The following is a 25135-nucleotide window of genomic DNA, read 5'->3' on the forward strand; positions in this document are numbered from 1 at the left end:
ATTTGTTCTCTCAATTAAGGAGAATCATGAATTTCTCACCACCGCTTATACGCGGCACACTCATTAAACGGTACAAACGTTTTCTTGCCGACGTTGAACTAGAAGACGGCCAAGTTGTAACGGCCCATTGTCCGAATACCGGTGGCATGACAGGCTGCGCAGAACCAGGTTATACCGTCTTTCTAAGTGAGTCCAACAACCCAAAACGCAAACTCAAGTACACTTGGGAAGTGGCTAAAACCTTCGATGACCACTTTATTGGTATTAATACTCACAATGCTAATAAGTTGGTGGCAGAAGCACTGAATAACAAGGTAATTGAGGAATTTTCTGATATTTCAGACTGGAAAGCAGAAGTAACACCTCCAACTGCTAACAGCCGGTTTGATTTTGCACTGACAAGAGACAATACCGTTGAATACATGGAAGTGAAATCTGTCACCCTAGCCGATAGCCACCAAGGTTACTTTCCCGACGCAGTGACGCAGCGTGGAGCGAAGCATTGTCTTGAATTAGCGCGACTAGCTGACGAGGGTATTAAAACCACTTTGCTCTTTTGCGTACAGCATACTGCAATAACCTCGGTGCGAATTGCAGAGCACATTGATCCTCGTTATGCAGAAAGCGTAACAACCGCGGCCCGTGCAGGTGTCAATATCTTAGCAATGGCCTGCGCGATTAATGAACAAAAAATCGAGGTAAATCAATCACTACCTATTATTTTGTAAAAAATAGGTTGATTTTTTTCATTTCGGCTTCATATTTGCGCCTTGTTTTGGCGGGTGAACGCACTAACGCGTTTGATGGGAGCCAAGCTGGCTAATCGTAAAAAGAGATACCAGCATAATAATTACATAGACACAATTGATTGCCTGAGGCTATCGAGTCTGATATAGATATCGGTCCAATCAGGACAAAATGGATGTCGTAGTGTAGGAGATGTGGCACATGCCAACAGGAAAAGAGACAAAATCCTTGGGACTATTAGCGCTGGCAGGTTTACAGCCTTATCAGCCGAAAGCAGACGAAGAGTACATGGGCGATCCCCAAATGGAACACTTTCGTCTTCTGCTTAGAGCATGGCGTAATCAGCTTCGCGAAGAAGTTGACCGTACTGTAACGCATATGAAGGACGAGGCAGCGAACTTTCCTGATCCCGTCGACCGTGCAGCGCAAGAAGAAGAGTTTAGCTTGGAGTTGCGTACCCGTGACCGTGAGCGCAAACTCATCAAGAAAATCGAAAAAACACTCAAGCGTATTGAAGAAGACGATTTTGGCTTCTGCGACCAGTGTGGTATTGAGATTGGTATTCGCCGTTTAGAAGCCCGTCCAACTGCCGACTTATGCATTGACTGTAAAACGATGGCTGAGATTAAAGAAAAACAGCTTCAAGGCTGATTTGTCATCATCGTCTTGTTACAGACGTTAGTGCAATCGCTTAGTTTGATGCTAGTTTTTACATTTAAGCCCATAATAACGTTAACGCTAATGTTACCACTAAAGTTAACGTATTTTTTGGCAGCATCGTTTTTCAAAAAGCCTCATCATTTATTGATGAGGCTTTTTAGCATTTCTTACTTTCCTCCAAACAGACTCGCTTCTCGGCGCGCTTGCTACCACTCTCTGATTCTTTTACCTTTGTCTTTTTATTTATCCATCGTGAAAAGCGCTTTTGTAAGGGCGTATAACAATGCCTAATACTTCAAAACAGCATTCAGAAAGCGACTTAGATCCTAATCCAAATTACACAGGCCGTTTTGCCCCTTCGCCTTCCGGTCAGCTTCACTTTGGCTCACTTGTTACCGCCCTAGCCAGTTACCTTGATGCAAAACATTGTCACGGTCGATGGCTGGTGCGAATGGAAGATATCGACGAGCCGCGCTGTATTGCAGGCACTGATACCGCTATTTTACATTCCCTTGAAGCCCACGGTTTGCAATGGGACGGTGAAGTCATGTATCAAAGTCAGCAGCATTCCCGTTACCAAGAGGTGGTGAACGCACTACTACATCATCAGCAGGCGTACTACTGCAGCTGCACTCGCAAAATGATTAAGGCAATGGGCGGCACTTATAATGGCCACTGCAGAGATAAAGGTTTAACACCTTCCAACGACCAGCTTGCTATTCGGCTGAAACTGGATACTGAATTGGCGCCTTTCACTGATTTGATCATGGGCGAAGTATCAGCACCTCATCAAAAATTGGCCGGCCATAAAGTAGAAAAGCAGAGAGTAGAAGACATAACAATAAAGCGCAGAGACCAGCTGTTCTCCTATAACTTAGTGGTTGTGCTAGACGATGTTTTTCAGGGTGTGACCCATGTCATAAGAGGGTGCGATTTGATTGACGTAACGCCGCTTCATCGCTGCGTGCATCAATCGCTTGGTTATCAGCCATTGGAATATGGCCATGTACCGGTGGCCGCGATAGCGCCAGGGAGAAAGCTGAGTAAACAGAACCATGCCACTCCTATCGACAACACTACAGCATTAGAAAATATAGTTCGCGCCCTTCACTTTTTGGGCTTCGACGAGGTTAAACGTCAAGATTTCAACTCAATAGACTCACTACTGTCATTCGCTATTTCTCTATGGAACAGGAAAAAAGTAGTGAAAACACCCGAAATTATTGTTCCTCAGCATGAATCCACTTATTATAGCGTTCCTTAATATATTGCGGAGATACCACCATCATTCATCGTGTTTTCAAATCTGTTAAGCGTGCATTCTCAAAAGAGAGCTCGTCTGACAAAGCATTACAACCCCGAGTAATGACTCGAGGTGAGCATGGTATTTCTCGCGAAGATATCAGTGCTAATGCGTTAAAAGTCATGTATCGCCTTAACGGAGCAGGCTTCGAGTCTTATTTAGTCGGGGGCTGTGTTCGCGACATTTTGATGGGTTACGAACCAAAAGATTTTGATGTGGTCACCAATGCTACACCTGATCAGATAAAAGGGCTGTTTCGGAATTGCCGCTTAATAGGCCGCCGGTTTCGCCTTGCCCATATTGTGTTCGGCAGAGAAATTATTGAAGTAGCGACCTTCCGTGGCCACCATCAAGAAACGGATGAAAGCGAAGCTGTTCCAACAAATAAAGCCACAGGCTCACAAGACGCGCAAGGGCAGCTTGTTAGAGATAACGTGTTTGGCTCTATTGAAGAAGATGCAGAGCGCCGAGATTTCACATTTAACGCCATGTATTATAGCGTCGCTGATTTCACGGTAAAAGACTTTGCCAACGGTCTGGCTGCAATTGAAAAACGTGAAGTGGCGTTAATGGGCGACCCAGAAACTCGCTATCGCGAAGACCCTGTCCGTATGCTTCGCGCCGTTCGCTTTGCCGTTAAGCTGTCGATGCGTATTGAAACATCGACGGCTGCGCCTATTAAAAGTTTGGCGAGCTTGCTTCAAAATATTCCACCTGCGCGCCTCTTTGAAGAAACGCTGAAACTGTTTTTATCCGGTAAGGGCGAAGAAACGTTTTTAATGATGCGCGAATACGGTCTTATCGACCAACTATTCCCTCAATTAGCGCCTTTTTTGAAAGACGAAAACAGCAAAGAAATGCAGTTTGTGCGTCACGTACTTGCCAATACCGATGAGAGAATTAACAACGAGCAACGGGTCACTCCCGCGTTCTTGTATGCCGCCTTATTATGGTACCCCGTTGAAGAGCAATCTCAACGTCTGCAGTTGGAATCTGGGTTAAATGCCCATGACGCCTTTAATATTGCCTCAAGTGAAGTCATTGCTAAGCAAACCCAGCGCATCATGATCCCTAAGCGTTTTTCCACTGTGATGCGAGACATTTGGATCTTGCAGCAGCGCCTTCCTAAACGCTTTGGTCGTCGCGCTTTTCAGTTACTTACTCATCCTAAGTTTAGAGCTGGCTATGATTTCTTACTCGCAAGAGGTCAAACCGAAGGTGGCGATTTGTTAGAGCTTGCACAGTGGTGGACACATTTCCAGCATGCTGAAAGTGGTAAGCAAAAAGGCATGCTTAACGCCCTGAAACGAGCTGATAGCGCAGGTAAGGGTGCGCCGCGCAAACGCAAGCGCCGTCCGGTTAAGAGAGATTCTGATGCTTAAAGAGCATGTGTACATTGGTATAGGAAGTAATTTGGGCGATAGCGAGCAGCAGGCTACAGATGCCTTTGACGCTATCGATAATCTTGAAGGTACTCGTTTACTGAAAACCTCATCGCTGTATGCCAGTAAGCCAATGGGTCCCCAAGATCAGCCCGATTACATTAATGCCGTGTGCCTGATAGAAACCACCCTTAAACCTCACAGCCTATTAAAGCAATTGCAAAGCATAGAGCTTGAATGTGGAAGAGAGCGAAAAGGCGATCGATGGGGCCCTCGTACCCTCGATTTAGATATTTTGCTTTACGGCAGTGAGCATATCGATACCGCTGACTTAATTATTCCACACTATGGAATGGCCGAAAGAGAATTTGTTATGGTGCCGCTATTTGAAATTGCCCCTACCATGGTGATGAAAGACGGAAAGCCCATTGCAAACTGGGTAGCTAACTGTTCGCTAGACGGTCTCAGACGCCTGCGCGCTTCCAATTAATAGCAAAATCCGTATAGTTCCCCTCTTGATAAAAACATCTGGACCTTGTTATGAAGAAAGTTACTGTTTCTGGCCTGCTCAAAAAGAAGCAAGCCGGTGAAAAGATTACCTCTTTAACTGCTTACGATGCCAGCTTTGCCAAAATGTTTGATGAGCAAGGCATTGATGCTCTCTTAATTGGCGATTCACTGGGCATGGTTTTACAAGGCGAAGATGACACTCTCCCAGTGACAATAGACGATATTGCCTATCACACCAAAAGCGTTCGAAAAGGCACTCAACGTGCATTCGTGATTGCCGACATGCCGTTTATGTCTTACGCCACGGCTGAGCAAACCTACGGCAATGCGGCAACGCTCATGGCCGCTGGCGCAAGCATGGTTAAGATGGAAGGCGGAAGCTGGTTGTGTGACACCATTGCGGGGCTTAACCTTCGAGGTGTGCCTGTGTGTGGTCATTTAGGCTTAACGCCGCAGTCTGTGCATGTATTCGGTGGCTTTAAAGTACAAGGTCGCGGCGATGAGCAAGCACAAAAGCTTGTTCAAGAGGCTAAAGCCCTAGAAGCCGCTGGTATACAGTTACTAGTGCTTGAATGCGTTCCCTCATCGCTCGGTAAGTTAATTAGCGAGACCCTCACCATACCTGTTATCGGTATTGGCGCTGGCAAAGACACCGACGGTCAAATTTTAGTTATGCACGATATGTTTGGCATTAGCGCTAACTACATGCCTAAGTTCTCTAAAAACTACCTCGTTGAGACTGGAGACATGCGTAAAGCCGTGGCGCAGTACATTGACGACGTTGAGCGTGGCAAATTTCCCTCTACTGAACATAGTTTCGAGTAGCACGCTAGATTGATACAGTTTTGAGAGTCACGCTCAATTTGAGAGTCAGGCTCAAATAACACAGCTTAAATAATGAGGTTTTTATGAAGGTGATTAGTGATATTGCATCGCTTCGCGAAGTAGTCAGCGATTGCAAACGCACAGGCCGTTCGGTTGGTTTTGTTCCTACTATGGGAAACCTTCACGATGGACACCTTCAATTGGTGAAACGCGCTAAATCACATAACGATATTGTTATTGTGAGTATCTTTGTTAACCCCATGCAGTTTGGCGAAAATGAAGACCTAGATGCCTATCCAAGAACCATAGAAGAGGACAAAGCCAAGCTGGTCAACGACGGCGTTGATGCGGTGTTTTTACCCAGCGTGAGCGATATGTACCCGTGCGGCCTTAAAGCACAAACCTATGTGGAAGTGCCGGGGATATCAGATGTGCTGTGTGGCGCAAGCCGCCCCGGCCATTTTCGCGGTGTAGCCACCGTGGTCAGTAAGCTATTTAACATGGTGCAGCCTGACGATGCCTTTTTCGGTGAAAAGGATTTTCAGCAGCTTCAAGTTATTCGTACTATGGTACGCGACCTTTCCATGTCGGTTAATGTGCACGGCGTACCTACCCAGCGCGAAGCATCCGGACTTGCCATGAGTTCTCGCAATGGCTATTTAAGCCATGAACAAAAGGCAACCGCTAGCTTTATCTACCAAGAAATGACACGAGCAAAAGCGCTAATTGAGCAAGGCAACACTCAATTTAGCGATATTGCCGATTCAATCGTGAGTAATCTTGAAGCTAAGGGTTTCAAAAACGATTATGTCAGCATTGTTAATGCTGATACGTTGCAACGCCCTGTCGCTGGCGATAAGCACCTTGTTATCGTGGTGGCGCTATTTATGGGAACTACTCGATTGATTGATAATTTGCAGGTTGCTTTATAAGAGCAACCGCTAGCAATTGCCCTTAAAGAGTCAGTGAGGATACATCAAAATGCGTGGCAGGCTTATGAGCCGTTAAATCATGGGTAAAGAGGCTGATAAAATTGCTGTTATCAGCACTTATTAGGCAATACTTTGCACGTCGTTGTTTTGAACAAATTCAATGAGCGATGCCCACGCTTTCGTTCCCTTCGCAATAATATGCTGCTCCGCTAAAATAGCGGCTAAATCGTTGTGGCTAGTCAATGGATTTGCCAGTACAACTCTAAAGACGGTAATGCACTGCGTAGGATAATCTGGCGCTTCAAGACGCGTTCGAGACACAAACGACTTACCCGCTTCACGCTGTTGCTTTTGAACAGCAACTACTAACGCATCAATCTTCTGATTAATGGCTTTTCGCATGGCTGAGGAGGCCGTTTTAAGCGCTTGCTGAACTTCTACTGGGCAAACCCGATAAGTAAGCAGTGATAGCGTTGGACTAGTCGTTAATTCAAAATCTTGCGCCTTATTGATCATGCCCGCAAAATCATGGGCTTTATCAATACTGCTGTCTATCAATAGCTCGTAGCCTTTACGACCAAAAATATGCAGCGCCGAATAGACCATCATGGCCATACCGTTGCGAGAACCCTCAAGGGTAGTGGCGCCTAAATCTTTTGAACCAGCACGTAATATGTATTGCGCGTGATGTCTAACCGCATTGGCATCTTCAGGGTTTTTAAATAACGCCATTCCAGCGCCCATGGGCACATACATTTGTTTATGGGCGTCAATTGTCACCGAGTCTGCACGCTCAATGCCTTTTAAACGGTCGCGATAGCGAGGCGAAAATAACGTAGCCCCACCCCACGCTGCATCAACATGGAACCAACAGCCTAACTCTTTGGCAACATCGGCTAATTCATCGAGTGGGTCAACATGTCCTGTCTCGGTGGTACCGCCAACACCAACAATAGCGAGCAACTTATTGCCCTCTTCTTGATAACGCTGACCAGCGCGCAACGCTTTCTCAGGGTCGAGTGTTTGCTGAGGCGCAGGTAAAGTAATAAGCTGCTCTCGACCAATTCCCAACACATCAACAGCCTTAGACAACGAATAGTGCCCGCGCTTGCTGCACATAATGCCCATGTTGTTGATATTGTGAAAACGGTATGCCGCTGCCAACCCGGCTCTGGCAACGCCTGCAAAACCTTTTTGCGGGCCCAAAAGCTTGTTTCTTGCTACCCAGAGTGCCGTAATGTTGGCGATGGTTCCGCCAGAACAGAATGCACCGAGAGAGTGGGCTGCACTGTGGAGGTGAGCGTCGTAAAAGGCTTCAGGCTGGTCGTATACCAAGTTATGCATCATGCCTATAACTTGGCGCTCAAGAGGAGTGAATGCTTTAGAGGTCTCTATTTTAACCAAGTTCTGGTTAAGCCCCACCATAAGCTTTGAAAGCGGCAGGTGAAAATAAGGCAAAGCAGAGGTCATATGCCCAATAAACGTGGGGGAATAGGTATTAACAGAGTGCGCCACAAGCTTATCAAGTAAGCTTTCTGCGTGAGTGGAAACAAACTCCGGAGACTCTGGTACTTTAGAATCTGAAAAGTCTTTTTCTACTTCTTCCAATGAGGTCTTTTTCGTCACAACGTGTTGAGACAAAAAGTCCAAGATATTGTCTGATAAATGCTGCTCAATTTGAGCCAGCTTTGAGTCTTTGTGTTCAGGTTTGGTAAAGACCCTAAACAAGTGCTCTAAACTAACTTGCGCTTCACCCACTAAACACACCCCTTACATCAAACCTATATGTTATTGTTTCGCTTCTGACGAATTTTGCATAAAACGAAAGTCATAGGTGGTGTTATAAGATACCGACCTAACTCTTTTTATTTGAGCACTGCTGCCTGCTTTCTTTCCCGAGTACTTCACGCCAAGCGCCGACTACTTTGTGTCGAACATGTCGTATCGAATACTTCGTTTCAAATACTTCGTATCGAATACACAGTTGTTTTAGCTGCGCATTCGCTTTGACCAATCGCTTTGGCATAGTCTAATGGTTGCCAACCCTGAAAACTTTTACGTGACTTTCAGATCACGTCCACATTACTTTCAGGGGCACGCACTTTACATCAGATTACAATTTTCGCCAAGTGGTTACCAGCGGCATTTATGCTTATGCCATACCTATCAACGTACCACCATCCACAAAGTGGGAGCATATGTCAGATTTACTGCTATATTTTAATTATGAATAAATACGAAAAAACGGGGAAACTTGTTTATGCCAATACGTGAAATATCTGAAGATTTTTCAATCGACGACATTGTTCCGTATTTTCAGCCTATCGTAGACTTAGAAAGTCAGGGCGTATGGCGATACGAGTGTCTTGCCCGTTTAATAACCCAAAACGACAAAACGTTTTTACCTAGCGAGTTTCTCTACTTGATAGAACGGGAACAGCATGTGAAAACCTTAGCCGCCAGTATGTTCTTGCAAAGCGCCAGTTATTTCCACAATGTGAATATTCCGTGGAACATCAATATTTCTGCCAACGACTTGAATAACGACGGGCTTATCAACTCTCTCATTGCGCAACTTGCCGATTATCCCAACCCTGAAAGAGCGAGCATTGAAGTAAGTGCAGCTACAGCGCTGGCCAATCAGGCGCAGCTTCGGTCGTTTATTGATAAAGGAATGCACACAGGATTAGGAGTATTTATTGATAACGTGGGCTCTTGTCCGGGGAATATTCGGGCTTTAATGAACCTACCAGTACGAGGAATAAAAATTGCGGGCGGACTGATTAAACATTATCAGCTGCAAGACGCGGTGAAAGAATACGTCGACTATGTGCTGGCCTTGTGTGAACACCAGCACATTGCAGTTATTGCAGAGCACATTGAAAACGAACAGCTGTTAAACGATGTTAAACGCCTTCCCATTAAATATGCACAAGGCTATGTGTTTAGCCCGCCCGTTGCCGACGTGCAGCACAATATTCAAGCAAGTCTTCAGCAGCATTAGGTAGTTTGAGATTCGCGCTAGCAAGAATAGCCAGCGCGGTAGCTAGCATATTTAATTCGCTAGCTTTCTTCGTTTCGACAATTGAGCTTCCAGCACGTTTGCCCGCTGCCGCTGTACTTGCGCTCAAAGGGCGTCATAGCATTTGCTCCTTTTACCTCACTGAGGTCGCAAATGCTGCCGTAATGCTTTGCCGCCTGAGCAAATTCCATAAGATAAATTAACCAGTTGCTGCGCACTTCAATGTTGGTGGTAATGGCCATTAAATCCACCATTGCCGCACTACCGTGCCATCGTTTTTGTACCTGGGTCTTCTTTGGGTAAGGGTTGGGGTACAAGAGGTAATGCTTTACCACCTGCCAATTAGACTGACGAACTAACCGCCAAAAATCGTTTACATCGGCGCGAATAACACAGTAATTATCTTGTTCAATTTGATAATGGCTGTGTTTTTCGACTCGCTGAGCCGACTTATCTACGCCAATCACACGCGCCTCAGGGTGGGCCTTAGCGATAGTCGCCGTGCTTTCCCCTACACCGCAGCAAGAGTCCAAAATAACAGGGCCAGTAAACCCGCCGAGCCACAAAGACACCTCATCGAAGGCCGCTTGGGTATGCTCGCCAACCGGACGTTTGTTAACCGAAGACTGATATTTTAAAACCAATTCATCCAGCTTGTCATGCACACCAACTTGATTTGTCGTAATAGACCGAGAGTTGCCGTCTGACATTAACTACGAATTCCTTTACCGGTTTTCAATAAGTAGTAAGCAACGCTAAATAACAACACGTTGAACCCCACCAGCAAGCTGAGCGCCAGGGTGATGTTTACGTCAGATACCCCTAAGAAACCATAGCGGAATCCATTTACCATATACACAACCGGGTTAGCTTTACTTACCCATTGCCAAAACTCAGGCAGCAGCGAAAGAGAATAAAATACGCCGCCTAAATAGGTTAATGGAGTAAGTACAAACGTAGGAACAACGCTGATGTCGTCAAAGGTCTTTGCGAAAACCGCATTAATAAGACCCGCCGTTGCAAATAAGGTAGAGGTAAGTAGTACTGTAAGGGCGATAATGCCCAAGCTATAGATTTTTACATCAACAAAAAATAGCGACACGAGAGTAACCATAATGCCAATTAAAATAGCTCTGGCTACGCCGCCCCCTACATAGCCTAGAATGATAACTGACGTTGGTACAGGCGATACTAATAGCTCTTCAATGTTGCGCTGAAATTTAGCGCTAAAAAACGAAGAAGATACATTGGAATAGGAGCTTGTGATCACTGACATCATGATTAAGCCTGGCACAATAAACTCCATGTAGCTAAAGCCACCCATTTGACCAATACGGTTACCGATAAGGCTACCGAAAATCACAAAGTAGAGGCTCATAGTGATAGCAGGTGGAACAAGGGTTTGCACCCAAATACGCAAAAATCGGGTACACTCTTTAATCCAAATTGTGGTTAGCGCAACGTAGTTTTGTTTTACCCAACTAATTTTTTTCTCTTCACTCATGTGTGTTGTTTCATTACTCATTACTTCACTCCGCCTGCTTCGCTGACTCGACTAAGCGAACAAACAGTTCTTCTAACCGATTTGATTTATTGCGCATACTCATCACTTGAACGCCCTGCTCACTCAATTGAGTAAATACCGGGTTAAGACCTTCGGCCTTCTCTACATCAACCTCTAGCGTATGGTTGTCTCCCCATCGATGGTCAACACCATGCAACGTGAGTGCGTCCATATTGCTTTGCTCTTGCAGCTGCACATCAAGCACAAAAGTTTCCACGTTAAGCTTCGAGAGCAACGACTTCATGCTCGTATTCTCAACAATGGTGCCTTTGTTGATAATAGCGATATTGCGACAGAGCATTTCGGCTTCTTCAAGATAATGCGTGGTAAGAATAATGGTAATACCTGCGCGATTGATTTCCTCAAGGAATAACCACATTGCCCGGCGAATCTCGATATCTACACCTGCTGTGGGCTCATCAAGAATCAATAGCTTTGGCTCGTGCATTAGCGCTCTTGCGATCATTAATCTGCGTTTCATACCACCTGAGAGTTCACGAGCACGGGCGTCGCGCTTTTCCCACAGATCAAGCTTGGCGAGGTATTTTTTCGCTCGCTCTTTGGCAATACTGCGCGGTACGCCATAGTAACCCGCTTGATTGAGTACAATTTGAAGTACGGTTTCAAACTGATTGAAATTGAATTCCTGAGGCACTAAGCCAATGCACGCTTTGGCTTGTTCTTTTTGTGTGGTGAGGTCATAACCAAACACCGACACCGTTCCACCGGTTTGATTAACCAGTGAACTAATAATACCAATAGTGGTGGATTTACCGGCCCCGTTAGGCCCAAGCAACGCAAAAAAATCGCCCTCTTGCACGCTAAGGTCCACGCCTTTTAGCGCCTTTACGCCACCTTTGTAGGTTTTTGTTAACCCTTTAATGTCCAACGCTTTCATGAAATACCCATGTTGTGAGTGTTACAGCTAACCCGCTAAGGAGAGATTGAGTTGTGCGGTAGGTGCGTAGTGCACTTTTACACGCTTTGAACTTGTGTGCGTAGTGTACCGCAATCTTATATAAATATTTAACTCGTGCACGACTTAGCTCTATTTTTTTGCGGTTATTCACTGGAGAAGCTGACCTTGTGACCTCGTAGAGTAAGTCTCAAATTATAAATCGAGATAATGAGTTAAGACGCTAAAACGCGATGCCAAATGTAAATTATTCTCATTAGCGTTTACATGGGTGAGGAGATTCCCTATACTTCTGCCTCCTTTAGCACACACACAGGGATGCATAATGAAAAACACAACACTCACCATGGGCGCGCAAACTATCGCCGCAGCCTTGGCATTTGGCTCATCGACAGTACTGGCTCAAGACACCACAGAGCAGAATACTGGACCTATCGCCAAAGCAAGCAGCGAGCAGTGCCAAGACAGCACTACGGCAACGTGTGAAGCCGCCGACGATAAAGCCATTGAGCTTATCCGTATTCACGGCGTTCAACAGTCTATTTATCGTTACGCCAAATCTGGCGATCCTCGACGTGTTGCCGATTTAGTCGATACCCCGCAAACTATCAGTGTTCTTACTCAAGACCAAATTCAAGAAAGTGGTAAAACCGACCTGGCAGATATCCTCTCTGCCCAGGCTGGTGTAACCCTCGGTACTGGTGAAAATGGTAATGCTTTTGGCGATCGCTACATCATTCGCGGTCATGAAGCGCGAAGCGACGTGTTTGTTGATGGATTACGCGATCCGGGTATGACAACTCGCGAAAGCTTTGCTACCGAGCGTGTTGAAATAACAAAAGGTCCAAGCTCGACCTTTGCAGGCCGCGGTTCATCCGGCGGTGCGGTAAACTCAATTACTAAAAAAGCGTCTACCAGCTATAATTTTGGTCGCGTAGATGCCGCGATTGGCACCGATGAGCACGTACGCTTCACTACTGATTTAAACAAAACACTGAGCGAAGATAGCGCCATTCGACTAAACGCCCTGACCTCTTCAGAAGATATGCCTGGTCGTGAAGGCATTGAACGCAGCAGAGACGGCGTGCAGCTTTCTTATGTTAATCAACCTACCGATCGTTTATCGTTTACCGGTGATATTTACTATTTAAATGCAGAAGATAAGCCTGACTTAGGCAGCTATTTCGACCGTGATGCCGGTGAACCGCTAAGCGATATTCCGGTTTATGCACAAGATGAAGACTTCATGAATTCTGAAGTAAAAACCTTCACGCTGCGCACCGAATACGATATCAGTGATAACGTTCGTTTTTACAACGCCACCCGCTTTGGTAAAACAGAGAACGAGTACGTTACTACAGGTTTAAGTGGCTCTACGCGCGCAGACACAGACCCGACAGCACCAGGCGAATCTACGCTCACCTTAAGTAATCACCAGGGTTGGCAAGACGTTGATTATGTCACCACACAGTTCAACTTATTTTGGGATACCTCATTTGCTGGTGCAGAGCATCGTTTTGTATTCGGTTTTGAGTACACCGATGAGTCGGTAGACAATGGTGTTTTTGCCGTTGATTATAACAACGACACGAATTGCTTAACTGATGGACGACGTGGTGTATCAGACAGCTTTTGTATTACCGATGCTAATGGCAACTTAGCCGATGACATCAACAGTATTATGGGCAAAGAAATCACCCGCGGCGACGCAGACGCTCTTTTTGATATTGAAACCTATTCCCTTTACGCCATGGATACCTTCGAACTCACCGATGCACTTAACGTGTTCTTTGGCGTTCGCTTAGATAGCTACGACTATACCAACGAGACGTCGACTGAATTTTTCGAGTTTTCAGACGAGCTTTATAATGGTCACTTAGGGCTAGTATATGAAGTATCGGAAAATGGAAATGTTTATGCCTCTTACAGTACCGCAACCAATATCAATGGCGGCGAATCAGACTTAGGCGCAAACTGTGGTTACGGCGGTTTATGCGGCACACCAGAACAAGCGGCGCAAGCTGACCCAGAGCAAGTTGAGAATATTGAGCTGGGAATAAAATGGTTATTGTTTGATGAAAAGTTAAGTGCAAATGCTGCCGTTTTCCGCATTACTAAAAGTGATGTACATGAAAGCGTTGGAGATGCTTACACTACGCTAGGCTCTCTTAATACCGGTGAGAACAGAGTTGACGGGGTGGAGTTTGGAGTTAGTGGCGACATTACTGATAAACTGAGCATGCAGGCTTCTGCAGCAATAATGGATTCAGAAGTACTCGCGTCATATGATGCTGATAACATCGGCCTTGCGCTGAGTAACTTTGCCGATAAGAGTGTTTACATACAGATGCGCTATCAGCCAAATGAAAAGTTCGCGTTTGGCGGTGACTATAGCTACCAGTCTGAAATGTATGGCGGTCAGCCTGATACCGCGGCAGGCTTTGATGCTGATGCAGGCGAGTATTCTATACGCGTACCTAGCTATCAGGTAGTTAACTTATTTGCCAACTACTATCATTCTGATTCAACCACTTTTCGACTGAACGTTGGTAATGCGCTTGATGAGGAATACTGGACTGCTGCATATCGCTCTGGCTCGTTCATGTATCTTGGTGACGGACGAAACGTTACTGCGACAGTGAATTACCAGTTTTAAGTCTAATAGAAGGAATATTACTGAGCTATGATCGTTATTGATAACCTACTGAATGCTGACGAAGTGAAACAATTTCGCTCAGCCTTGGATGACGTGCCGTTTAACGACGGTAGAGAAACGGCTATGGGAATGGCGGCAGGAGTTAAAAATAACGGTCAGGCCGATCCGCAGCACGAACGCACGCAACAGTTAGCCAATGTGTTGCTTGCCAAGCTAGGAAACCACCCTAGGGTGGTTTCTGCTGCGTTACCTCAGCGTATATTCCCTCCCTGCTTTAATCGTTACAGTGAGTCACAGAATTACGGTTATCACGTCGATGCCGCCATCATGCGTATTCCTAATACACCCGATGTGCTGCGCAGCGATATGTCGATGACCGTATTTTTAAGTGAAGCTAATGAGTACGAGGGGGGAGAGCTTGTTATTCAAACTGGGTTTGGTGAGCAAAGCATTAAATGTGATGCGGGGAGTGCTATTTTATATCCCTCATCCAGCCTGCATAAAGTCACTCCCGTTACACAGGGAGAACGTGTGGCAGCGATTACGTGGATGCAGAGTATGGTGGTTGACCCGCAAATTCGCCAAACTCTTTTTGAGTTAGACCAAGCTATACAGTCACTTATTGCTAGCGAGAGCGCAAATCGAGAGCAGCTTGATCAACTGCACCACGTTTACCATAACCTCATTAGACAATTTTCCGCCGTATAGCTTTTGTTATAGGGATTTCAACAAGAGGCTTTTATCAAGGGGCTAGTTAAGGCTAGCCACTTCTGTAGACCCAACTTCAATTAACTCGAAGGAAGTACCTTCGGCACCTTTTACCATTACCCTACATTCGCCCCAGCTTTCGGGAATTGTCCAGATATGGTCTTCGGCAACCGTAAACTTCTCGCGATGCGACTGGCAACGCACTTCAACCGAGCCCAAGTCGCCTTTTATGCTGTCAAAAGCAAACTGATTTCTCACTAAGGTATGAAAGAGCAGCTCTCTGTCATCTATTTCCATATCAATTCTAATGTGCTTATTTGATGCAATTTGCTCTTCTATAGTTTCGATAATTGGCTGCACGGCTTGTATTTTTTCTTGTTGCTCTTCAAATGACTGCAGCTCTTCAAAGGCGTCAACTGCGTCAGCGTAATATCCCAACTCAGCAGCGAGTATTACACTGCGCTGTAATGTATAAGCTATGTGATCTTCGCTAAACACACTGTTTTTACCAAAAGTACTTCCATTACTGGCTTTTACTCGCTTTAAGCTTGAAAGCTCTCTGCGCCAGTCCTTGAGATCACTAGCGATGTTGGCGTCCATATTGGCAGCCCATGCGTTTTCATAATGATTAAGAGCACTTTCGTTACGCAAGTCCATAAGTAGCGCATCAGCATCTGCTACGTTACCTGCTTTAAACAATGTATCTACCTCTTGATAGGCTTTAATAAACTCTCTAGAAGCACCGCTTTTACCACCCAGGATAAAGTCAAATTGGACAGCATGTTCACACTGTTGAGTTGGTTTGCCGTCTTTCATTGCAGGCTCAAACTTCCAACGCTTTATCGCTCTCAAAGCTTTAAACTTAAAATCTTTATGACCGCCAAAATCGTTTACAACAGGGTCGTTTACATTACCTTCCTCATCGATGATAAAACTCATCTTTACCCAGCCTTCTTTTCCTTGTCTGGCAGCTGATATGGGATATTGAGGGTCAACTCGGCGTTTTGGTTTTGCAGGCTGAAATGCGGTAATTCTCTTAACTTCGTTATCTCGCTTTTCTGCCAATACTTGTGCTTCTTTCTCATCACAAGGTAAGGAAAGCTCTTGCGCATGTAAAACAGCAGGGCATATAAAGAGCGTACCGGCAACAGCCAGTGAAGGTATTAAACGGCGAGAGCTCGCCTTATTAGTATAACCTGAAGCAGCTATAGGGTTTGCTGAGCGAATAAAGTGAGTGTTCATCTGATCATCCTTAATTGAAGAGGGCTATTTATGAAAGCTATGCATAAAGGCTACTTGTAAGCGCTAGCCATGTCGTTATTCATTGGAGCCTTGCGTTAGAGCTATTAATTCCAGTCTAAGGCGTATTAAAGCAATCTTAACCTCAGCGCTTGCTTTTCGCCTTTTCAAGAGAAGCATCTGGCACATTTTTAATCATCATAGTTTCTTTTCTGCGCGACATCATTTTTGCTAAGCGGCGCATACTGACGGTTTTATCCTTTTCATCAACAATGTCCACTCCCAGTAAACGTTCTAGCAAATCTTCAAGGGTAATAACCCCTTCTAAACCGCCATATTCGTCAACCACCAGCAGCATATGCACGTGCTTATCGATGAAGTGCTCAAACGTCACCGATAATGGCATAATATTTAAAATGGTAATTAAATTCTTAGCGTATTCAGACAGGGGTTTATCGGTGTTGCCTCTAGCCTGAGCAACTAACAAGTCTGAACGCATCACATAGCCGGTTATGTTTTCAGAATCGTTATCTTCATACACAGGAATACGCGAGAACTCGATATTAGAATGCTTGTGGAAAAAGGCCTCTACCGTCATCGATTCAGAAACAGAAAATAAGGCCGTTCTATGGGTTATTGCGTCTTTCACCTTAAGCTCGTGAAGGCTAAGCAGACTTTGCAAAAACGAGGCTTCGTGGTTAGCAAGTTGCCCTTCCTGCCCTGATAGCTCGGCCATAGCGTGAAGCTCGCTACGACTTAACCCTCTTAACGGGCTGTCTTCTTTAAATCCGCGGGTGAGCAACTCAGACATTTTCACAAAGGGCATTAAAATAAGGGCGAGGTATTTTAAAAAGTAGGCCGTAGCGGGGGCGAGTGCTCGCCAGTAGGTTGCTCCCACGGTCTTTGGAATGATTTCAGAAAACACGAGAATGAGTAAGGTTAATACGGCAGAAATTATACCTATATAAGCCTCGCCAAATACAGATGCAGCTTGCGCTCCGGCACCGGCGGCTCCCATAGTGTGGGCAATCGTATTAAGCGTAAGAATTGCAGACAACGGCGTATTGATATTGTCGGTCTGCTTACGCAGCAACCTTCCACTTGGCGCGTTCTCTTTTTCCAGTACGGAGATATAAGCAGAAGACACACTCAAGATCACCGCTTCTGCAATTGAACACAGAAACGAAAAGCCAAGTGCAATAAACACGTACACAATAAGTAAAAGCATGTAGGGTTTCCATAAGGATTAGATAAAGCTGCGAGTTATTATTGTTATATCGCTGCATTATATTATGAGGAACATCGCAGGCGTTACAAGCGCACTGATAGATTATTTGTATTTAATGACAGCATGATGATGGCGTTTGCGTGTGGCGATACTGCATAAGTTTATTGATGCCAATACGCAGCATCAAAGCACCGAGTATGATAGCGCTTAACGCATAAGCGACCTGAATTCCACCGCCGTGTTCATGGAGCGCAGATTGGGTTTGAATTAGCCCTTGAAGCGACATCGCCGACACAAGGTAGTTAAGCAAATAGCCAAATGCAATACTTGCCGACACCACGCTAAACAAATACAGCGCAAGGGTCTTCAACCCCATTTCCTGCTTAATCATACCCATAGTAGATATGTTCGTTGCTGGCCCCGCCATAAGAAATACCAGTATAGCACCAGGCGATAACCCTGCTGCCAAGAAACCAACGGCTAAGGGCGTTGAGGCCGTTGCGCAGATGTACATCGGAATACCAATAAATGCCATTACCAACATAGCAACAAGGCCGTCACCCCATTGCGTTAAAAAGTCGGTGGGCACCCACGTTTTAATTGCAGCAGCCAGCGCTAAACCTATCAATAACCACACCACTATATCTTCAAGCAGTTTTCCGCTGGCATAACGAGCCACGCGGGCAGCAGACGCTGCGGCATTTGAGACACTTGAAAATGCGTTTGAAGAGCGGTCAGTGTGCCCGGCACCGCTACTATTGGCATTCGTACTATGATTACCGCTCTCTTTCTGTGAACTACTACAGCATGACGAGGGCTGGGCGACGTCAGCTTTAGTACTGCAGCATGAGGCACTCTCCACTGGCTTTGTTGTTTCGCTTTCACAACACGAACTCACGGGTTCGGCTGTTTTATTCACTTTGTCGTCTGAGTCGCCGAACACTTTAACCATAATTCCAGCGTATATGGCACTGGCCACTGCAGCTATTGGTCTGATGATGGCGAATAATGGGCCAAGTAACGCATACGAAACCGATACACTATCTACCCCGGTTTCAGGCGTGGAAACAAGAAATGAAATAGTTGAAGACTTTGAGGCACCGCTGCGCCTAAGGCCCAACGCCGCGGGGATAACACCGCAAGAACACAAAGGCAAAGGAGCACCAATTACTGCAGCCTTACTAATTGACCCTATCGAGTTACTTCCCATGTGACGCTCGAGAAAAGACACTGGCACCAATTCATGCATCACACCGGCCACAAACAGGCCTAAGAGTAACCATGGCGCAGATTCCATGAATAGCGCTAAAAAATTTTGGCCGAGCAGAATGATGTCTGACATGCTTCCTCAAATAGGGCGAAATAAAGCGTAAAAAAACATAAAACAGTTTTTTAGTATACGTGCGTCAAGTATACCAGAAAATGACCTATTCAGAAAATGAGCACGGGCAATTCGAGTTATTAGGACGTGTAAATTGAAGCCCTGTTAACCAAGAGCGTGTTGGGCAAGTTCTTATTGGGCTAAGTCCTATCGAGCTAGGTCGTGAAAATAAAAAAGGCCTACACAAATGTGTAGGCCAAATGTTGACGTGCTCTACCCGATGTACTTCGCTAGAAGCAAAAGCGTGAGGTCAACCATGAACAAGTAACGGGAGTTACTGTGTGTCACGCTTACTGTCTTTCTTAAGCTTTGAAACCACTGAAAACGCTTCTAGCATGACCAATACAGAAACAATCAGCACTACCGCATCGAGAAATACCAATAGATAATTCTCTGCCAGGTAATACTCTTTTAGTTTAATAAGCCCGGCAAAAAAGGCCATAATCAACACGAATACCATAGGAATAAGTGTGTACTTCGCTGGCCTGCCAAGCTTGATAAGCATGACTGATATTACTAATAGTGTAAGACTGGCCAGTATTTGATTTGTTGAGCCGAATAGCGGCCAAATGATCATTCCACCGCCGCCAGAGGCACCGCCCGCACCAAAGGCGAGCAATAAACAACACCCCACCGCAAGCAGTGTGGCTACAACACCGTTTTTCAGTGCGTCAACTGAGTAAATGTCACCCCATTCTTGAATAATATAACGCTGAAGTCGCACACCTGAATCCATCGTAGTACCTGCAAAAAGCACAACCATAACGGCTAAAATGGTGGATGAGAAATCAACGGGTAAACCCCACCCTTGCTGAATTAAATTAGCACCCCCGGTGATAAACGCACCTACGCTACCCGCGCCTAAATGACTGTACACTTCGTGCCATTCTTCAGGAGACGCAGCAAATGCAACGCCGCTTACTGCAACAATAGTAATAAGAGCCAGTGAACCTTCACCTACCGCACCTAAGTAACCGACAAAACGCGCATCGGTTTCTTTATCAAGCTGCTTTGAACTTGTACCCGACGCAACAATGCCGTGGAAACCGGACACCGCGCCACAGGCAATGGTGACAAAAAGAAGAGGAATAAGACTGGGTGTATCAACGGCGGTTTGCATGTTAAATGCCGGCGCTGTGATATCAGGCATGGCGAAAAATACAGCACCATAGAGTAAAAACAGCCCCACTAATAACTGCATACCGTTGATAAAGTCCCGCGGCTGAAGCAGCATCCATACGGGTAACAATGAGGCGATAGCAGCGTATACGAATAGGATGATAATCCAGTTAGCTTTATCCGCTAGGCCAAACATAGTCTCCGGTAAGCTGATTGGAATATAGCTGCCCGCATACACTGAAGCATAAAGCACAACAATGCCCACAAGACACAGTGGTATTAGCGCAAAATTGCGTTTTAAAAGCTGACCAATAATCAAGGCAACCGCTATTGCCATCCACGCAGGAAAAACAGCCGTAGGCTGGGACACAAAGGAATTTGCAATCACCACACCAAACACCGCATTCACCATGAGAAGAACGAGGAAAATAACAATCATGAACAACGAGCGAGAGCGCTTACCGATAACGCTTTCAGACAATGCTCCCATTGACTTTCCTTTATGCCGAGCACTGGCCCACAGTGCGCCCATATCGTGAACACCAGCGAACAGTATTGTACCAAATACAACCCAAAGCACTGCGGGGACCCATCCCCAGTACACCGCGATTGCAGGCCCTACAATGGGAGCCGCACCAGCAACTGACGTAAAATGGTGCCCCCAGAGCACGACTTTATTGGTAGGTACGAAATCTTTTCCGTCCTGCTCGGTATGAGCGGGCGTGACAAAATTATCGTCTAACTTGAAAATGCGGTTAGCGATAAATTTTGAATACACAAACCACCCGAAAAGCATTCCGATGATCCCAAGTATTACAATAGCTATAGACTGCATAAAGTTTTCCCACTGTCGTTTTGGCCAGGCACGTATGTACGCTCTGTTTTGTTATTTATGTGTAAAACCTAATAACCCGTAATTAAAGCATTTTTTACACACAATGCGAGGCGATATTAGACCAAAGTCTAACTTTCTAAAAGCCGATTCAAACAAGTCATACCAATGTTCTAACAATCGAAACAATCAAAGGTAAGGCTTGGCCCTCTTAACTGAGGTTGAACAGAATTTGCTACAGCCTCATCAATTCGTCTTTATTTACGTGTAATTGACAGTCTAATACTTTAAAAAAGAATCATTCTCGTTTATAAAGCGTCTCATTAATCAAATTGCACACATAAAGTAAATAAAATGGCATCACCAAAACTTCACATGGCGTTTCGTAAGTACCACCGATGGTTGGGCTTCTTTTTATCTGGGATCATGGCAATTTATGCATTGAGCGGTGTCTTGCTCATTTTCAGGCCCACTGACTTTTTAAAGTATGAGCAGGTGCAAACTCGACAGCTCAGCGCAAACCTATCGGCAGAAGATGTGAGTTCTGCTATTAAAGTAAGAGGCTTAAAGGTTATTAGTGAAGACAACGACACTATCACGCTTAATGTAGGTGAATACGATAAGGCATCGGGCACAGCCACACTAACACGAAAAGACTACCCTATTGTGTTAGCTAAAATGGTAAAGCTGCACAAAGCGACGAACAACAGTCCTTTATTCTACTTAAACATCGCGTTTGGCGTAAGCTTGCTATTTTTTGTGGTGTCGGCGTTTTTAATGTTTATGCCAAAGTTACCCATGTACAAAAACGGGCTTAAAATTGCGGGAATAGGCGCTGCGGTAGCAGTATTAACAGTTATTTTTGGCTCTTAAAGAGTATGCCTTACTTATCTAGAATAGATATTGAGATCGTGAATAGATAGTGAGTCCAAGCAACGATTTTGATAAAAAGGACGCCTCAGTATGACTAAGGCGCCCTTTCATTTAATAGTGACTCGCCCTAAATAGCGTTTAAGAAAAACTGCTTTATCTCTTTGTATACTGTCACCGATTCCGGCGTATTGTGCGCCACTAAATAGTCAGCATGGGAGAGCCCTTCAAACACCTCTAGCTGAGTGTAAATACCGCACTCTCTTAATTTGCGATTCACTCGCACTGTGTCACTTAAAAATAAATCCCGAGTCCCTGTCACCAATATTGTGGGTGGCAACCCAGTAAAATCACCATACAAAGGAGAAACGCTAGGTTCTGTGAGCGAATGTTTACCTGCGTACAGCATAGCCGCAGCCTTAAGTAGCCCTTGGTAACTCACAAGTATTCTATCGACGCCCTCATTGATAACTAACGAATCACTGGTATTAGATAAGTCTGCCCAAGGCGTACCTGTATAAGCAGCTATTGGTAGCTCAATATTTTGCTTCTTAAGCTTTTGCAGTAATGACAGTGCTAGCCCACCGCCTGCTGATGTGCCTCCGACAAAAATATTGTTAGCACCATAGCTATCCTTCAAATGGCAATAAGCGGTAAACGCATCATCTAACGCTTGAGGAGACCGCGAAGAAGGTGGCATGCGGTAATCAACGCAATACACCACAATGCCCAACCTGCTGGCGATTAAAATGCCTTCCTCAATGCTTGGAAGGCCTGCAAAAAAGACATAAGCACCGCCGTGGAAGTCGATATACACCTTACCTTCAAAACCCGCGCTAATATCGGTAGGCGTCACTTTACGAATGCTCACTCCCGCAACGCTTATTAGCTCAACGGCAACGTTAAACTGCTTGCGCATCGCTTTTACTTTCTTCTTTTGCTGGGTGTTGACCAAGTGTATCTGCTCAAGCCATTGCGCTTTGGTACAAGGCGAATTAGCTTTAACGGCATTTAAAGAAGGTGTAGGAAACTGGGACATTGCCTGTTTCATTTCATCACTTAAGCCTGTAGGAGTGTCGATGGTTCGACTAAGGCCCAGGGATGAACTATTTGTATTATCAGGCATGGCCTTTATTTCCCATTATTGAAATACGTATCTTGAAATACGTATCTTGAAATACCTGGCGCGATAGATGCTGCTTTGACTCAAAAATAGAGCCCTGCACAGCAGTTAAATTCTGTACATAAACACGCTAAAACCGCTTTTTGTCAAATACTCTTTACGAATGGTAATCGACCAGAGAGTGCTTGTTACAAAATACGTTATAAAAGAATACAGACTGATCCAGTCAGTTTAAACAGCCGTGATTAAACCGCAGTAATTACACATCAGTAGATACACACCAGTGAGTAGATATAAGCTTATAAACACTTTCTAATACACATGCTCCGGTAAAAAGGGCAAGTGCAGTATTATTTAGTAAGCTCTTAGGTTATAACTATCTCCGAAAAACCAATAACAAACAACGTTGCCATTTATTTCTTACCTACAGACATACATTGCGACTAATGACGACTAATAAGGAAATTGACATGAAATCACGTACTTTTCGCAAATTGGCTGCAGGAATTGGGCTCGCGTTGCTATCGACCACCGCACTCAGTACTGAAAACGCTGCAAATGCCAGCAATGGCAACGATGGCACCTCTATTTGGGAAGTAACAAAAAACGGTGACACCGTCTATATCGGTGGCACTATTCACATTCTCCCGGTATCAGAGTTCCCGTTACCCACACAATTCACTGCCATCTATCAGCAAAGTGACACCGTGGTTTTTGAAGCCGAGCTACCTGACTCAACAGATGTTGCCGCGCAGCAACAGATGATGATGGAGCTATCCTACCAGAATGGGGAAACGCTTAAAGATACTCTGACAGACGAAACCTTTAAGGCCTTAGACCAATATTTATCTGCCTTCGGCGCTAGTGCAAATCAGTTAGCCAGTTTTAAACCGGGTTTTGTCACTACTATGTTAGTCACGATGGAAGCACAACGAGCGCAAATGGCTGGCGAAGGTGTAGACGCCTATTTCACTCAATTAGCAAAGCGAGACAACAAGGACAGAGAATATTTAGAGTCGCTGGACTTTCAAATTAATATGCTTGCTAATTTAGGCGACGGTGAGGAAGAACGCTTTATATCCGAAACTCTGGCGACGTTACCCGATCTTAAAAGTGAACTTGAACAAACGATAAAAGCGTGGCGTGCAGGTGATACAGAAGCCCTAAACACACTGGTTATTCAAACCTTCAAACAAGAAGCGCCAGAATCCTATGACGATGTGTTTACCAAACGCAATATAAACTGGATACCTCAAATAGAAGCCATGTTTGGTGATGACGACCAAGAGTTTGTACTAGTAGGTGCAGGCCATCTCGTTGGCGAAGACAACGTACTTAAACTGCTTGAGCAAAAAGGGTACTCGGTTAAACAGCTTTAGCTCAGACTCCCAGCTGCATGGATGGGTCTGCGGCGAGCATCTTCCTCTTTGCACAGGCTCCATACCATAGATGCCAAAAGGGGTCGCTTGTGCAATCTAGAACTCTCAGCTGCATGGATGAAGCTGTTAAGCCGCTAATATAAAAGAAGAGACGGGTTCACGGTGTGTTTCCTCCTCTCCCGCAAGCTTATTCCTAGTGCTAAGGGAATGAAATCAATATGCCGTTTCAAACCTTCCACAGCATGGATGCTGTGGCAGAGCGCCCATGGATGGGTTCACCGCGTGTTTGAAACGGCATATTGATTCCATGACTTTCCAGAAAGCATAAAAAAAGCGCACCTAAGTGCGCTTTTTTGTGCAGTGTTTGCAGAGTCTAGATTAGTCTAGGATCTTCGCAACAACACCAGCACCTACTGTACGACCACCTTCGCGGATTGCGAAACGTAGACCTTCGTCCATCGCAATCGGAGCAATTAGCTCAACTTTAAATTTAAGGTTGTCACCAGGCATTACCATTTCTACGCCTTCTGGAAGCTCTACAGCACCAGTTACGTCAGTTGTACGGAAGTAGAACTGTGGACGATAGCCTTTGAAGAATGGAGTATGACGGCCACCTTCGTCTTTAGACAATACGTACACTTCTGCTTCGAACTTAGTGTGTGGGTTGATTGAACCAGGCTTAGCTAGTACTTGTCCACGCTCTACGTCATCACGCTTAGTACCACGTAGTAGTACACCA

Annotated in this window: 21 protein-coding genes and 1 pseudogene; 12 read left to right on the forward strand and 10 right to left on the reverse strand. The window is 45.2% G+C overall.

What is annotated here, in order from left to right; all coding sequences use genetic code 11:
- Nucleotides 1–26 precede the first annotated feature (26 nt).
- The 7 genes from sfsA (at nucleotide 27) to panC (ending at nucleotide 6359) form a co-directional block, all read left to right on the forward strand.
- Nucleotides 27–728: a DNA/RNA nuclease SfsA gene (sfsA, locus tag JV36_RS0115370; protein WP_032094965.1), complete on the forward strand. Its 702-nt coding sequence runs from the start codon at nucleotides 27–29 to the stop codon at nucleotides 726–728.
- Nucleotides 729–948: 220 nt separating this feature from the next.
- A complete protein-coding gene (dksA, locus tag JV36_RS0115375; RefSeq protein WP_032094966.1) occupies nucleotides 949–1398 on the forward strand; it encodes an RNA polymerase-binding protein DksA in 450 nt (149 codons plus the stop codon).
- 292 nt (nucleotides 1399–1690) lie between these two features.
- The gene (gene gluQRS / locus JV36_RS0115380; protein ID WP_052010062.1) at nucleotides 1691–2671 is read left to right on the forward strand and encodes a tRNA glutamyl-Q(34) synthetase GluQRS; all 981 of its coding nucleotides are present in this window, start codon (nucleotides 1691–1693) and stop codon (nucleotides 2669–2671) included.
- 101 nt (nucleotides 2672–2772) lie between these two features.
- The gene (pcnB, locus tag JV36_RS0115385; RefSeq protein ID WP_032094967.1) at nucleotides 2773–4092 is read left to right on the forward strand and encodes a polynucleotide adenylyltransferase PcnB; all 1320 of its coding nucleotides are present in this window, start codon (nucleotides 2773–2775) and stop codon (nucleotides 4090–4092) included.
- Nucleotides 4085–4582 (forward strand): 2-amino-4-hydroxy-6-hydroxymethyldihydropteridine diphosphokinase, encoded by a 498-nt coding sequence (folK, locus tag JV36_RS0115390; RefSeq protein ID WP_032094968.1) that lies wholly within the window; start codon nucleotides 4085–4087, stop codon nucleotides 4580–4582. The genes pcnB and folK overlap by 8 nt, the downstream gene beginning before the upstream one ends.
- 50 nt (nucleotides 4583–4632) lie before the next feature.
- The gene (gene panB, locus JV36_RS0115395; protein WP_032094969.1) at nucleotides 4633–5427 is read left to right on the forward strand and encodes a 3-methyl-2-oxobutanoate hydroxymethyltransferase; all 795 of its coding nucleotides are present in this window, start codon (nucleotides 4633–4635) and stop codon (nucleotides 5425–5427) included.
- An 83-nt stretch (nucleotides 5428–5510) separates the two neighbouring features.
- Nucleotides 5511–6359, forward strand: coding sequence for a pantoate--beta-alanine ligase (gene panC, locus JV36_RS0115400; protein WP_032094970.1), 849 nt, complete (start codon nucleotides 5511–5513; stop codon nucleotides 6357–6359).
- Between the two features lie 120 nt (nucleotides 6360–6479).
- On the opposite strand, the gene panP is transcribed toward panC, so the two are convergent.
- Entirely contained in the window at nucleotides 6480–8117 is a 1638-nt protein-coding gene (gene panP / locus JV36_RS0115405) for a pyridoxal-dependent aspartate 1-decarboxylase PanP (protein WP_032094971.1), read from the reverse strand.
- A 502-nt stretch (nucleotides 8118–8619) separates the two neighbouring features.
- Between panP and JV36_RS0115410 the strand changes: the two genes are divergently transcribed.
- Nucleotides 8620–9363 carry an EAL domain-containing protein gene (locus JV36_RS0115410; protein WP_032094972.1) on the forward strand — a complete coding sequence of 248 codons (744 nt, stop codon included), beginning with the start codon at nucleotides 8620–8622 and terminating at the stop codon, nucleotides 9361–9363.
- Nucleotides 9364–9422: 59 nt separating this feature from the next.
- Here JV36_RS0115410 and trmB read toward each other — a convergent pair whose 3' ends face one another.
- Genes trmB through JV36_RS0115425 form a run of 3 tightly spaced genes read right to left on the reverse strand, consistent with a single transcriptional unit; the run spans nucleotide 9423 to nucleotide 11843 of the window.
- A complete protein-coding gene (gene trmB, locus JV36_RS0115415; protein WP_032094973.1) occupies nucleotides 9423–10091 on the reverse strand; it encodes a tRNA (guanine(46)-N(7))-methyltransferase TrmB in 669 nt (222 codons plus the stop codon).
- Entirely contained in the window at nucleotides 10091–10906 is an 816-nt protein-coding gene (locus JV36_RS0115420) for an ABC transporter permease (protein WP_200883166.1), read from the reverse strand. The genes trmB and JV36_RS0115420 overlap by 1 nt, the downstream gene beginning before the upstream one ends.
- A gap of 4 nt (nucleotides 10907–10910) precedes the next feature.
- Nucleotides 10911–11843, reverse strand: coding sequence for an ABC transporter ATP-binding protein (locus JV36_RS0115425; protein ID WP_032094974.1), 933 nt, complete (start codon nucleotides 11841–11843; stop codon nucleotides 10911–10913).
- Between the two features lie 343 nt (nucleotides 11844–12186).
- Here JV36_RS0115425 and JV36_RS0115430 point away from each other — a divergent pair, with 343 nt between their 5' ends.
- Nucleotides 12187–14517 carry a TonB-dependent receptor gene (locus JV36_RS0115430; protein WP_032094975.1) on the forward strand — a complete coding sequence of 777 codons (2331 nt, stop codon included), beginning with the start codon at nucleotides 12187–12189 and terminating at the stop codon, nucleotides 14515–14517.
- A gap of 27 nt (nucleotides 14518–14544) precedes the next feature.
- Nucleotides 14545–15225: a Fe2+-dependent dioxygenase gene (locus JV36_RS0115435; protein WP_032094976.1), complete on the forward strand. Its 681-nt coding sequence runs from the start codon at nucleotides 14545–14547 to the stop codon at nucleotides 15223–15225.
- A 42-nt stretch (nucleotides 15226–15267) separates the two neighbouring features.
- Here JV36_RS0115435 and JV36_RS0115440 read toward each other — a convergent pair whose 3' ends face one another.
- From JV36_RS0115440 to JV36_RS0115455, 4 genes are all read right to left on the reverse strand, one after another.
- Nucleotides 15268–16467 (reverse strand): energy transducer TonB, encoded by a 1200-nt coding sequence (locus JV36_RS0115440; protein WP_052010063.1) that lies wholly within the window; start codon nucleotides 16465–16467, stop codon nucleotides 15268–15270.
- 142 nt (nucleotides 16468–16609) lie between these two features.
- Complete coding sequence (locus tag JV36_RS0115445) at nucleotides 16610–17692, reverse strand: CNNM domain-containing protein (protein WP_032094977.1); 1083 nt, start codon at nucleotides 17690–17692, stop codon at nucleotides 16610–16612.
- Between the two features lie 112 nt (nucleotides 17693–17804).
- On the reverse strand, nucleotides 17805–19034 hold the full coding sequence (locus JV36_RS0115450) for an SO_0444 family Cu/Zn efflux transporter (RefSeq protein ID WP_032094978.1): 1230 nt from the start codon (nucleotides 19032–19034) through the stop codon (nucleotides 17805–17807).
- Between the two features lie 313 nt (nucleotides 19035–19347).
- Nucleotides 19348–21027, reverse strand: a complete 1680-nt coding sequence (locus JV36_RS0115455) for a carbon starvation CstA family protein (protein WP_032094979.1) — start codon at nucleotides 21025–21027, stop codon at nucleotides 19348–19350.
- A gap of 351 nt (nucleotides 21028–21378) precedes the next feature.
- Here JV36_RS0115455 and JV36_RS0115460 point away from each other — a divergent pair, with 351 nt between their 5' ends.
- Nucleotides 21379–21897 (forward strand): membrane protein, encoded by a 519-nt coding sequence (locus tag JV36_RS0115460; protein ID WP_032094980.1) that lies wholly within the window; start codon nucleotides 21379–21381, stop codon nucleotides 21895–21897.
- A gap of 127 nt (nucleotides 21898–22024) precedes the next feature.
- Here the strand turns inward: JV36_RS0115460 and JV36_RS0115465 are convergent, their stop codons facing one another.
- Nucleotides 22025–23020, reverse strand: a complete 996-nt coding sequence (locus JV36_RS0115465; RefSeq protein WP_081926647.1) for an alpha/beta hydrolase — start codon at nucleotides 23018–23020, stop codon at nucleotides 22025–22027.
- A gap of 467 nt (nucleotides 23021–23487) precedes the next feature.
- Between JV36_RS0115465 and JV36_RS0115470 the strand changes: the two genes are divergently transcribed.
- The gene (locus tag JV36_RS0115470; protein WP_032094981.1) at nucleotides 23488–24396 is read left to right on the forward strand and encodes a TraB/GumN family protein; all 909 of its coding nucleotides are present in this window, start codon (nucleotides 23488–23490) and stop codon (nucleotides 24394–24396) included.
- 378 nt (nucleotides 24397–24774) lie between these two features.
- On the opposite strand, the pseudogene tuf reads toward JV36_RS0115470, so the two are convergent.
- A pseudogene (tuf, locus tag JV36_RS0115475) lies at nucleotides 24775–25135 on the reverse strand (elongation factor Tu); the annotation flags it as partial.

This window comes from Alteromonas sp. LOR (genome assembly GCF_000753865.1).
Classification (GTDB): domain Bacteria; phylum Pseudomonadota; class Gammaproteobacteria; order Enterobacterales; family Alteromonadaceae; genus Alteromonas.